We start from the raw sequence: 11,660 nt of genomic DNA, 5'->3' as shown, positions 1-11,660 counted from the left end.
TAAAACTCCCTTATTTTTCAGGTGTGGTGAGTATAAAGTCTCAGGAGGGGAAAAGGTCCTTCACCGACAAGTAGCGCTCACCGCTGTCATAACTAAAAATCAATACGCGGCTACCGGGCGCAAATTCGCCCTCACGCTTTTTCAGCGCAGCCAGGCTCGCTCCAGAGGAAATACCCACAAAAATCCCCTCCTTCAAAGCGCACTTACGCGCCATTTCAAAACTGTCTTCTCCATTTACCAAAATGGTGCCATCCAGCATTTTGGTATTGAGTATCTCGGGAATAAAACCAGCACCAATCCCCTGCAAGCGGTGCAGCCCTTTATCACCACCGCTGATCACTGGAGAATTTTCCGGTTCAACGGCAAAAACCTGCAACTTGGGAAAGGATTCCTTCAGTACCTCTCCACAACCGGTGATGTGGCCACCGGTGCCAACCCCAGTAATCAGGTAATCGAGCCCCTCGGGGAAATCTGCGAGGATTTCTTTGGCGGTGGTGTCACGATGCACCTGGGCATTGGCACGGTTACAGAACTGCTGCGGCATCCAGCTGTTTTCATGCAGCGCCAATAGTTCCTCGGCTTTGGCGATAGCCCCGCCCATACCCTGCTCCTTGGGAGTAAGTACCAACTCAGCCCCCATAGCTTTCATCACCTGGCGCCGCTCCAAAGACATGGATTCCGGCATGGTGAGAATCAATCGATACCCCTTAACCACAGCCACCATGGCCAAACCGATACCTGTGTTGCCGGAGGTGGGCTCGATAATCACACCACCGGGCTGTAAAGCACCGCGGCGCTCTGCATCCTCAATCATCGCCAGGGCAATACGGTCCTTGATGCTGCTGCCGGGGTTAAAACGCTCTACCTTCATCCACACTTCGATATCTGGGCGAAACAGATGATTGATACGCACATGCGGGGTATTGCCGATGGTTTCCAGAATATTGGCTGCCTTCATTGATGAAGCTCTCCTTTAATGGCTCTCACGGCAGACAGGCAGTCCACCGATTTATAATTTCCTGTGCGCAGATAGTAACCCAGATGTACGCCGCCCCAAGAGACCCACAAGGAAATCCCTCTGCAAGTAATCGCCGCCAACACAAGGAACTGGTTTCACACGGAGCTGTGAATTCATGGCGATCCGGTTGGTGGTAACACGTCTTTGTGCCACATTTAGTGACTGGCTTCTTTCCGATAAACATAAAACCAAAAATAAAGGCGCTGCCATGAATCCGAATATGACCTCCGATGCCCATGATGCAACTCATGCAAGCCTATTTATGCCTGTAGCATTTATATTCTTTGCCGCTCTTTTTATGCTCCTCGACAGCATGGCAATTCAAGGGCTGTGGATGGCTTCGCTGAAAGCGCTGCCAATCGCCATTCTCGCCCTGATGGCGATGCGGCACCTGGATGGGCTCACTCGCACTCTGACACTTGCGGCCCTGACTTTTTCCGCACTCGGCGATGTACTCCTGGAAATGAGATTTGCCCACCAGTTTATCTTTGGCCTGGGTGCTTTCCTGGTGGCACAACTTCTCTACGCGGCCAATTTCCTGCGTTTTGCCGACTTCCGCAAACGCCGCAGTCTGATACGTATCTTGCCTGTTCTGCTGACCGCAGTGGGACTGGCCCGCTGGATACTTCCCGCTGCGGGGGAGCTGGCGCCAGCAGTGCTTCTTTACTTGCTTGCCATTGTCGCCATGGCCCTAGGCGCCGGGGCTCATCGGGGCAATTCCGGGCTGCTATTCGCCGGTGCACTCACTTTTATGCTGTCCGACGCATTGATCGCTGTGAATAAGTTCATAGCACCGCTACCTCTAGCCGACACAGCAATTATGCTCAGCTATTACGGTGCTCAGTTTGCCATCCTGTACGGCATACGCCGTGCCCAGGCATAATGCCCACCTTCATACTGGGGATATTTTGGGAAGGCTACAATTTGGCTTCCCACCCCCACCACAGAGAGGTAGACAGGCCCCATGCTCGACTGGCGAAGTATCGACACCGTACTGCTGGATATGGACGGCACCCTGCTGGACTTGCACTACGACAACCATTTCTGGCTCGACCATCTACCCAAACGCTACGCCGAAGTACACGGTCTCGATCCCGAGCGGGCCCAAATAGAGCTGCAGCGGGAAATTGATGCACGCCGCGGCACTCTGGAGTGGTACTGCCTGGACTTTTGGGCGGAAACTCTGAAGCTGGATATTCTCGCGATACTGCGCGAGATCGAAGAGCGCATCGCCCTGCGCCCCCATACCGAGGCCTTCCTGCAGGGACTGCGACAACTGCGTAAGCCCACCTATCTGGTCACTAATGCACACCGCCATGGACTCGACCACAAACTGCAAATTACCGGCCTCGAGCCATGGTTTGACGACATCATTTCCTCCCACGATTATGGACATGCCAAAGAGAGTGGAAACTTCTGGCACGCCCTGCGCGAGGAGGTGGCCTTCGACCCGGAGCGCACGCTGTTTGTTGACGACAACCAGAGTGTGTTGGCCGCCGCACAGGACTATGGCATCGCCCACCTGTTGTGTATCCGCCAGCCGGACAGCCGCGGCCCCAAACGGCAGATCAGCGACTTCCCGGCGATTCATCACTTCGATGAAATTATGTCACTGCAACGCAGTAACAAAGCGCAGTAACAATAAGCCCGCATAACCCGGGCCCAAGTTTATATTGATCAACAGGATTCGATGGAAAAAGTACGTATCGACAAGTGGCTCTGGGCCGCACGCTTCTTTAAGACCCGCAGTATCGCCAAACAGGCTATCGAAGGTGGTAAAGTGCACGCCGATGGACAGCGGGTCAAAGCCAGCAAAGATCTCACCGTTGGCGCGCTTTTGAGTATCCGCCAAGGCTGGGACTTGATTGAGGTGGAGGTTATTGCCCTCTCCGACCAGCGTCGCGGTGCCGATATCGCCCGCACCCTGTACCGCGAGACCGAGGACAGCATCGCCCAGCGCGAAAAGGAGCGCACTGAACGCCAGGCAGCCAATGCGGGGATTCAGCGCGAGCGACCCAATAAAAAGCAGCGCCGCCAGATCCACCGCTTCCTGCGCGAGCAGGAGTAGGCTCAAATGACAAAAGTGGTGAAAATTCCGCCATTTTTGTCTATAGCTGCTAAACTGCCCCCACTTAACCCGATAGAAAACAGCCACGATGAAACGACTGATCGCCATCTCCCTGCTGCTTCTGCTCGGAATGCAGACGGCCCTCGCCGATAGCCGCGAACACGAGCAGCTCAAGCGTTCGATAATCAAAATTTACACCACTGCTGCCGCCCCGGACTACTTCAATCCCTGGGCGTTGCTTAACCCCAAGCAGTTATCTGGCTCCGGCGCGGTTATCCGCAACAAGCAGATCCTCACCAACGCCCACGTGGTGGCCAACGGTAGCTTTATTCAGGTGCAACGCCACGGCGACGCCAAGAAATTCCGCGCCCGAGTGAAGTTTGTCTCCCACGACGCCGACCTGGCTCTGCTCACCGTGGATGATGACAGTTTCTTCAAAGACACCCGCCCACTGACACTGGGCACACTGCCGGACCTGCAAGAAGAGGTCACCGTGTACGGCTACCCCATTGGCGGCAAGTCCCTGTCGATCACCCGCGGCGTACTGTCCAGGGTGGAACACCAGTACTATGCCCACGCCGAGAGCTATCTGATGGCCGGCCAGATCGACGCAGCCATTAACCCCGGCAATAGCGGCGGCCCGGTCATTTCCGGTGGTCGTATCGTCGGTGTGGCCATGCAGACCAACCAGAGCGCCGAAAACCTGGGTTATTTTGTGCCTCCCAGCGTAATCGCCCATGTACTCGAAGACGCCAAAGACGGCGAACACCAGGGCTTCCCCGAGTTGGGCCTGGTGACCCAGAGCCTGGAGAGCCCTTCCATGAAGAAGGCTGCCGGTCTTAGCGAGGACCAGGACGGCGCAATGATCGTCAAGGTATTTAGCGACTCCCCCGCTGCTGAAATTTTCCAACCCGGCGACGTGTTGCTGGAAGTTGATGGCTTCGAGGTTGCCGCCGATCGCACCGTCGAATGGCGTGAAAACCAGCGCACTAACTACCACTACGCGGTGGACCGCCATCATGTCGGCGACAAATTACCGGTGCGCTTTTCCCGCAATGGTGAAGAAAAAAGTGCGCAAGTGGCCCTGGCAGCACCGCCACCCTCCCGCGCCCTGGTGGTGGGTGAGCAATTCGACCAGCAGCCGCGCTATTACATTTATGGCGGCGTGGTCTTCGTGCCTCTGAACATGAACCTGATCAAGCGGTGGGGCAAGAGCTGGCATTCCAAGGCGCCAATCGATTATCTCTATGCACGCAACCAGTGGAGTGACGAGAGCCGCCGCGAGCTGGTGGTTGCGCTCAAGGTCCTGCCCGCCAACGTCAACCTGGGTTACCACGATTGGAAAAACTGGATTATCGATTCGGTGAATGGCCACAGTGTCGCGGACTTCGACGAGTTTGCTCAATTGATGGAAACCAACAAGGAAAACTTTGTAGAGCTGCGCGATCGCTCCGGCTATCGTATGGTGCTAGATCACGCCGAAGCTCAAGAACAAGAGGCAATGATTCTGCAGACCTACCATATCCCCCAGCGCCACTCGCAGGGGCTGTTCAGCAGACTGGCCAATAAAGAGGAGTAAGGCCCGCTGTGTGGGCTATGGAGAAGCCGTGAAACAACTGAGAGGAATCCTAGTTGGCAGCCTACTGCTGGCTGCCAGCGCCAACGCCGGTGAGCTCTATCGCTGGGTCGATGCCGATGGCAGAGTACATTTTAGTGATCGTCCCCCGGCCGAGGGTAAGGCCCAGGATATTTCTGGGCAATTGGGCCCAATCAATACTGCTAAGGCCACTCGGGTTCAGCGGAGTCTGATCACTTCAAAAGCCAGTGCCCCAGAACGGGAGTATCAGCAACGTCAGCAACAAGAGCAACGCGCACGCCAACAGGAGCAACAACGCATTTGCACGAAAGCGCGCCAACGCCTGCGCTCACTCAACGGGCGAGTGGCCTTTATCGACAATGATGGCAAAGAGGTGCGTTATTCAGAGCGAGAGCGGCGGCAAATGGCCGAACAACTAAAGCGGGAAATCGCTAATCGCTGCGGATAACCCTTTCCCCCCAGCCTTCACAATCAGGTGCCGGCGCCACAATTACCCACGCCGGCTACCATTTAGACATATCCACCTCTAAAATCCCGCGGTTTTAATACCGAGGCACTCGATCTATGTCCGATCAGCTGGAACGCTTTATCTTTTCCCAACACGATATTCGCGGGCAGATGGTGACCCTCACCGACGCCTACCGCGAAGTGCTCAAGCATAATCCACTGCCTGCACCGGTAGCACATTTGCTGGGAGAGTTTCTCGCAGCCGCCTGCCTACTCTCCACCACCCTGAAATTCGAGGGCATATTGAGCCTGCAGGCCCGCGGTGAGGGTGATGTGCCGCTGATTATGGCCGAGTGTACCCACCACAGTGATCTGCGCGGCATTGCCCGTGTCGCCGGTGGCGCCCAAATCAGTGAAGAGGCCGGCCTGAGCGATATGATCGGGCCTCGCGGTGTCATCGCTATCACTTTGGAGCCCAAGCGTGGTGAGCGCTACCAGGGGGTGGTCCCGCTGGAAAAAGAGAGCCTGGCCGGATGTCTGGAGGATTACTTTGCCCAGTCGGAACAACTGGAGACACGCTTCTGGCTGGAGTGCGATGGCAGTAACGTGGGTGGTATTATGCTACAGGTACTGCCCGGCAATAATGCCGCCAGCGCTGAGGATAACAGCGACGCCTGGGAAACCGCCCTGCACCTGGCAAATACCGTGACCCCTCAAGAGCTGTTCGACGTGCCCCACGACGAGCTGATTCACCGCCTGTTCCACCAGCTGAAACCGGCTACCCTGGGCACCGACAGTATTCGCTTCAAATGCAGTTGCTCACGGGAGCGCAGCGCACGCGCCCTGGTCTCTCTCGGTGCTGAAGACGTGTACAAATTACTGGAAGAGCAAAATGGCGAAATCGTCAGTGATTGCCAGTTTTGTAATGCCCAATACCGCTTTGATCGCGAGCAGGTAGAGTCACTGCTCAATGCCCCACCCCACACCCTGCACTAGGGAAATTATTGCCAGTGCTGAGCTGCCTCAGCTACTGGCAATTCATAACTTAGAACACAAAAATTCACGAAATCTATAAGGTAAAAATACTACATAGATCTCATGAATCAAAAACACCTTAATTTGGGATGACAGCGCTGTCAAAGCGCAAAAAGTGACCGTGTTTGCTACCCGCTTATTTTGAATTTTGCCATAATGCGCCCCCCAAATTTTGCCTGGCTGTCTAATACTTGGACGGCTCCTATTTTTTACTATCCAACATTCACGGGTAATCGACGAATGGCACAGATCGACGACACCGCGCTGGTTTATAAAAACCTTTCTCCAGCAAAATTGGTAGAGCTGGCTCTTAAGCGCGGCGAGGGTAAACTTTCCGACACCGGCGCGCTGGTGGCTGAAACTGGTGCCCGCACCGGCCGCTCCCCGGCGGACCGCTTTGTTGTAGAAGAGCCCTCCACCGCCGATAGCATCGCCTGGGGCAATGTGAACCGCCCCTTCCCACAGGACAAGTTCGACGCACTGTGGGACCGCGTAGAGGCATTTGTAGCCGGTGACGACACCTTCGTGCAGCACCTGCACGTCGGCCAGGACGAAGACCACTACCTGCCGGTTGTCGTAACTACCCAGACCGCTTGGCACAACCTGTTCGGCCGCAACATGTTTATCCGCGCCGAAAAGTACAACCCCAAGGCGAAGGAAGAGTGGCGCATACTGCACGCTCCCAACTTCGTTTGTGAGCCAGAGCGCGACAGCACCAACTCCGAAGGCTGCGTCATCATCAATTTCGGCCAGCGCCGCGTGCTGCTGGCAGGTATGCGTTACGCCGGTGAGATGAAGAAGGCGATGTTCTCCGTGCAGAACTTCCTGCTGCCGGAGAAAGACGTGATGCCAATGCACTGTGCCGCCAACGTTGGCAAAGACGGCGATACCTGCCTGTTCTTTGGCCTGTCCGGCACCGGCAAGACCACCCTGTCCGCAGACCCTGAGCGCTACCTGATCGGTGACGACGAACACGGCTGGAGCAAAGGTGCAGTATTCAATATGGAAGGTGGCTGCTACGCCAAAACCATCGACCTGAGCCAAAAGAATGAGCCGGTAATCTGGGACGCTATACGTTTCGGCGCTATCGTTGAGAACGTAGTCACCAACGAAAATGGTACCGCCGACTACTGTGACACCAGCCTCACCGAGAACGGTCGCTGCTCTTACCCGCTGGAGCACGTAGAGATGCGCCAGCTGGAAAACCGCGCCGGCGAGCCGAAGAACGTCGTCTTCCTCACCTGCGATGTATCCGGTGTACTGCCCCCAGTATCCATCCTCTCCAAAGAGGCTGCGGCATACCACTTCCTGTCAGGTTACACCGCGCGCGTAGGCTCTACCGAGCTTGGTGCAGAGGCCGGTATTCACCCGACTTTCTCCACCTGCTTCGGCGCTCCGTTTATGCCGCGCGCCCCGCGTGAATATGCGGACTTGCTGATGAAGCGCATCGAGGACTTCGGCTCCAAGGTATACCTGGTAAACACTGGCTGGACCGGCGGCTCTGGTGACAACGGCAAGCGTTTCCCGATCCCTGTAACCCGCGCAGTAGTTGCGGCTATCCAGAGCGGCGCACTGGAAGGTACTGCCACCGAGCATCTGGAAACCCTGAACCTGGATATTCCTCTGGAAGTACCAGGCGTCGACAAGTCCTACCTGAACCCGCGCGAAGCCTGGGAAGACAAGGCTGCCTACGACGACCAAGCCGGTAAACTGGCCAAGCTGTTCGCCGAAAACATTGAAAAATTCAATGTCAGCGATGATGTGAAAAACGCCGGCCCCAAGGCCTGATCGGCTTGATATAGCCTTCTTTTAGAGGCGCAAAAGCCCCGCCACCGCAAGGTGCCGGGGCTTTTTTTGTTTTCCAATCCCCCAGTAAGAGGTCGATTTTTGCGGCTATAGTGTTTAAAGAAGCGCCGACGAAATAGGCGTCGGCACGAAGACTTTCATGTCTCAGGCATATTTCGGAGCTGTAGCCGCACCCCATGACTGAAGGCAACTCTTTTACCCGCTTCAGGACACTCTACCCCCACCGGCCGCCCGGCCGGCGAATCAATTTTGTGGTGGTCGCCAGCCTGACGCTGCTACTCGCCGCAGTGTTGGCTGCATTATGGCTGTGGCTATGGCTGAAGTCGCAGGAAAAACCCTATGTCGAAACCCGCGGTTATCGCATCGCCAGTGAAGAGAGCTTCAATCATTTCTTACGCAATGGTGAAAACCGCACGCGGGTACAGGCACTCAGTGACTACCTAGAGAGCCAAGGGGTAGGCGAAGTGACTGCAGTGAGCAACCTCCTGCGCCAGGGTCGCGAATGGCTGGAGCTCGAGAAGCCACCATTCGCACTTCCGCCGCAGGGTGAGTGGGCCAACATGGTCTCCACTTTGAAACTACTGCGCGATGAGATAGTGCCTTTAATCGGTCCAGTGGCGGTAATTTCCGGCTTCCGTAGCGACAGCTACAACCGCGAGCTGGAACACACCGACAAATCTCGCCACCGGGCATTCTGCGCCCTCGACCTGATTCCAACCTCCCACATTAGCCAAGGTGAACTCGCGGAAGAACTGCAAGCTCTGCATGCACGCCTGGGCCCGGAGAGCAATTTCGGCCTGGGTCTCGGTAAAGAGCTGCTCTTCCATATCGATACCTGTGGCTACCGCACATGGCAACTGGTGGATTGAAGCATGGCTATACAAGACAACAGTGATCGTCAGACAGGCAATACCCGAAACCAACGGCGCAGGTTAATACTTCTGGGAGGGCTACTGCTCATCGCCATTATTATTGTGCTGTTATTCACCTCGGAGAAAACACGGGATCTGGGAGAACGGCTCATCAGTCCTATCGAACTCCTGCCGCTGCCGGGGATCCCCGAAGTTTACGATATCCAGGGCTACCCAGCTGCCTCCGAGCGAGTGTTCAGCCGCTTCCTAAAACAAAATGCAAACCAGGCTCTGTTCGACAAGTTAAAGAACTTTCTACACATCAACCGAGTGGACCAGGTAGTAAGCCCGTTTGAGCTCCTGCGCCAGGGCAGCGACTGGCGGGATCTGGATGAGCCCCCTTTCGCCATTCCTCCAGTGGAAAACTGGGGCTCAATGATTTACACCCTCAGGGTGCTGCAGCGGGAGATAGTACCGCGTATCGGCCCTGTTACAGTGGTCTCCGGCTGGCGTACCACCAGTTACAACAGTAAGGCCGGTGGCTCCAAAGGCAGTAAACATTTGCGCTTTTGTGGCCTGGACGTAGTGCCGCAAAATAAATTTACCCGCGAGCAGTTGGTTCCTGTCTTGAGAGATATCCACAAGCACAAAGGCAAGGAATGGAATATGGGGCTGGGAATCTATAAAGGTATCCGCTTTCACGTTGACACCTGCGGTTACAGGCGCTGGTAAATCCCCCCTGCTTCTGCTTAGATAGATCGCAAATTAGGCGCCCGATACCACAGGGCTTTGCAGAAGTAGAGGGAATCCCAGTGCAGGAAAAATTAGAAAGGCGCTCATTTATTCTTTCGCTGATACTAGTATCAATAGCTTTTTTAGTATTGATTAAGCCCTTCTTTACGCCAATTTTTTGGGCTTGTGCCATCGCTCTGATCTTTTATCCCGTATACCGGCTGTTGATGCAGCGCTTTCCCAATTCCCCCAATTCTATGGCTCTGCTGACGCTTTTTATGTGCGTCATATTGTTGGTAATACCGGTGTTGGTGGTGGCCACTTCTTTTATCAATGAAGCAGTGACCCTCTATCAAAAGGTACAGGAAGGGCAAATTGATGTCTCTAAATCCCTGGAGCAAGTGCGCAATGCCTTCCCACGAGTGAACGATATGCTCGAGGGTATCGGTGTAGACATCGATGAGGCAAAACAGCGCCTTCTCGGTGGCGTGATGAATGCCGGCAGCTTTATTGCAAAAAATGCCATAGAAGTTGGGCAGAACACCGTTAACTTTTTTGTCATGCTCGGCCTGATGCTCTACCTCACCTTCTTTTTGATTCGCGATGGCGACAGGCTGGTCAATTTAATCATTCATGCACTGCCCCTTGGGGATGAGCGCGAGCATCTACTGCTGGCCAAATTTGCCGAAGTCACTCGCGCCACAATTAAAGGCAATCTGGTTGTCGCGATTACCCAGGGCAGCTTAGGCGGTATTATTTTCTGGGTCCTCGACCTGCCCGCGCCACTGCTTTGGGGCGTACTGATGACCCTGTTGTCGCTGTTACCCGCCGTTGGCGCAGCACTCATCTGGTTTCCCGCAGCGATCTATCTGTACGGTATCGGTGAGCCGGTTAAGGCGACCATTCTGTTAGCTTATGGGTTTACCGTTATCAGCCTGGTCGACAACCTGCTGCGCCCTATTCTAGTGGGGCGGGACACCAAGCTGCCAGATTACCTGGTGCTATTTTCCACCGTGGGCGGCCTGATATTGTTTGGTATCAGTGGCTTCGCCATGGGCCCCCTGTTAGCAGCCCTGTTCCTGGCTTTCTGGGAAATTTTTATGCGGGAGTTTGTCCATCCGGAAGATATGCTGATGCCCCCTAAACCGGAAAGCAAAGATATGCTGATGCAGCATAAAAAAGATAATGCGTAATTAGGATTCCCTTATTATTGGTGCGCTGCGAGAATCCTGGACCGGTCTTCTCACAGCGCACTGAGACACTGGTTGAGCTTACTCATCGGTCCCTAATCCAACATCTGCGCGCCTTCATTAGCTCTTTTCAGGTCCGCAATCAACAAAATCATCTTGGCAAAAGTCAGCGCCATAGCCAGCACCACCCGGTCCGAACCAGCACGGCAAGTTACCAACTAAAAACCAATAACAAGCATTGCTAGTACAGTCATAAACCACAGCAGTGCGGGAATTCTCACTACGGCAGCCCTACCACCAATCAGATGCGGTGTAGCTCGCAAATAGTCGGCCTTATAGCGTCTGATAATATGATTCTGTACTAACTGCCAAAACTCTCTGAGAACCTCTTCACTGCGCACAATATCTACCGTACTTACCGGGATAAAGGGATAAAATCGCGAAGGTCTAGATACTCTGCAATCAACTCACGCGCGCGATCACCTTCATCCTGTTTCCAAAAAATCCCATTCAGATAGACACGCCTGAGGAGATTGACCTCCCGCACTAGCAACGTCATGTGCTCATTAAAACGATCCGAAGTCATATTGAAGGAAAAGGCTAAAATAAACGCCACAAACCTTGGGTAGCGGCAACAACATCGCTGTTAGGGGATTCTATGTCGTCGAGAATATTGGATCCCCAATAGACACCCAAAGCCAGGGTGAAGAACACTAGCCACACGGTAAACAGGTAAAGCAGCGACAAGGAAAGTCCATAAGCCTTATCGCACAAATGCATAAGACTTCCCCCTCCATATCAAAAAAGTCTGGCTCACACAGTAGGCAATACTCAGTCACTCTTGGCAAAGATGACAGTTACAGAGGGTCCTCACCCTGCAAGCGTCATATAATTGTTGGAAGCACACAGCGGCAAT

Annotated in this window: 12 protein-coding genes; 10 read left to right on the top strand and 2 right to left on the bottom strand. The window is 54.4% G+C overall.

What is annotated here, in order from left to right; translation table 11 throughout:
* Positions 1–40: 40 nt before the first annotated feature.
* Entirely contained in the window at positions 41–958 is a 918-nt protein-coding gene (gene cysK / locus ACJJIC_RS04325; RefSeq protein ID WP_444883078.1) for a cysteine synthase A, read from the bottom strand.
* A 175-nt stretch (positions 959–1,133) separates the two neighbouring features.
* Between cysK and ACJJIC_RS04320 the strand changes: the two genes are divergently transcribed.
* From ACJJIC_RS04320 to ACJJIC_RS04275, 10 genes are all read left to right on the top strand, one after another.
* Positions 1,134–1,901, top strand: coding sequence for a lysoplasmalogenase (locus ACJJIC_RS04320; RefSeq protein WP_445356518.1), 768 nt, complete (start codon positions 1,134–1,136; stop codon positions 1,899–1,901).
* 81 nt (positions 1,902–1,982) lie between these two features.
* Entirely contained in the window at positions 1,983–2,657 is a 675-nt protein-coding gene (gene yrfG / locus ACJJIC_RS04315) for a GMP/IMP nucleotidase (RefSeq protein ID WP_252083707.1), read from the top strand.
* 51 nt (positions 2,658–2,708) lie between these two features.
* Positions 2,709–3,086: an Hsp15 family ribosome-associated heat shock protein gene (locus tag ACJJIC_RS04310; RefSeq protein ID WP_445356517.1), complete on the top strand. Its 378-nt coding sequence runs from the start codon at positions 2,709–2,711 to the stop codon at positions 3,084–3,086.
* 88 nt (positions 3,087–3,174) lie between these two features.
* Positions 3,175–4,665 carry a S1C family serine protease gene (locus ACJJIC_RS04305; RefSeq protein WP_444910748.1) on the top strand — a complete coding sequence of 497 codons (1,491 nt, stop codon included), beginning with the start codon at positions 3,175–3,177 and terminating at the stop codon, positions 4,663–4,665.
* 28 nt (positions 4,666–4,693) lie between these two features.
* Entirely contained in the window at positions 4,694–5,131 is a 438-nt protein-coding gene (locus tag ACJJIC_RS04300) for a DUF4124 domain-containing protein (protein WP_444910749.1), read from the top strand.
* Positions 5,132–5,247: 116 nt separating this feature from the next.
* Positions 5,248–6,126, top strand: a complete 879-nt coding sequence (gene hslO / locus ACJJIC_RS04295; RefSeq protein ID WP_444910750.1) for an Hsp33 family molecular chaperone HslO — start codon at positions 5,248–5,250, stop codon at positions 6,124–6,126.
* Between the two features lie 279 nt (positions 6,127–6,405).
* Entirely contained in the window at positions 6,406–7,953 is a 1,548-nt protein-coding gene (locus tag ACJJIC_RS04290; RefSeq protein ID WP_445357877.1) for a phosphoenolpyruvate carboxykinase, read from the top strand.
* 194 nt (positions 7,954–8,147) lie between these two features.
* On the top strand, positions 8,148–8,840 hold the full coding sequence (locus tag ACJJIC_RS04285; protein ID WP_444910751.1) for a M15 family metallopeptidase domain-containing protein: 693 nt from the start codon (positions 8,148–8,150) through the stop codon (positions 8,838–8,840).
* A 3-nt stretch (positions 8,841–8,843) separates the two neighbouring features.
* The gene (locus ACJJIC_RS04280; protein WP_444883087.1) at positions 8,844–9,554 is read left to right on the top strand and encodes a D-Ala-D-Ala carboxypeptidase family metallohydrolase; all 711 of its coding nucleotides are present in this window, start codon (positions 8,844–8,846) and stop codon (positions 9,552–9,554) included.
* Positions 9,555–9,634: 80 nt separating this feature from the next.
* On the top strand, positions 9,635–10,747 hold the full coding sequence (locus ACJJIC_RS04275; protein WP_444883088.1) for an AI-2E family transporter: 1,113 nt from the start codon (positions 9,635–9,637) through the stop codon (positions 10,745–10,747).
* A gap of 597 nt (positions 10,748–11,344) precedes the next feature.
* On the opposite strand, the gene ACJJIC_RS04270 is transcribed toward ACJJIC_RS04275, so the two are convergent.
* Positions 11,345–11,524 (bottom strand): hypothetical protein, encoded by a 180-nt coding sequence (locus tag ACJJIC_RS04270; RefSeq protein WP_444910752.1) that lies wholly within the window; start codon positions 11,522–11,524, stop codon positions 11,345–11,347.
* Positions 11,525–11,660 lie beyond the last annotated feature (136 nt).

It is taken from the genome of Microbulbifer mixtoriginis (SeqCode) (assembly GCF_052468275.1).
This window is presented reverse-complemented; position numbering and strand designations above follow the sequence as displayed.

Coding starts and splice junctions, on each gene's coding strand:
- cysK (WP_444883078.1), bottom strand. CDS start 958: ATGAAGGCAGCCAATATTCTGGAAACCATCGGCAATACCCCGCATGTG.
- ACJJIC_RS04320 (WP_445356518.1), top strand. CDS start 1,134: ATGGCGATCCGGTTGGTGGTAACACGTCTTTGTGCCACATTTAGTGAC.
- yrfG (WP_252083707.1), top strand. CDS start 1,983: ATGCTCGACTGGCGAAGTATCGACACCGTACTGCTGGATATGGACGGC.
- ACJJIC_RS04310 (WP_445356517.1), top strand. CDS start 2,709: ATGGAAAAAGTACGTATCGACAAGTGGCTCTGGGCCGCACGCTTCTTT.
- ACJJIC_RS04305 (WP_444910748.1), top strand. CDS start 3,175: ATGAAACGACTGATCGCCATCTCCCTGCTGCTTCTGCTCGGAATGCAG.
- hslO (WP_444910750.1), top strand. CDS start 5,248: ATGTCCGATCAGCTGGAACGCTTTATCTTTTCCCAACACGATATTCGC.
- ACJJIC_RS04290 (WP_445357877.1), top strand. CDS start 6,406: ATGGCACAGATCGACGACACCGCGCTGGTTTATAAAAACCTTTCTCCA.
- ACJJIC_RS04285 (WP_444910751.1), top strand. CDS start 8,148: ATGACTGAAGGCAACTCTTTTACCCGCTTCAGGACACTCTACCCCCAC.
- ACJJIC_RS04280 (WP_444883087.1), top strand. CDS start 8,844: ATGGCTATACAAGACAACAGTGATCGTCAGACAGGCAATACCCGAAAC.
- ACJJIC_RS04270 (WP_444910752.1), bottom strand. CDS start 11,524: ATGCATTTGTGCGATAAGGCTTATGGACTTTCCTTGTCGCTGCTTTAC.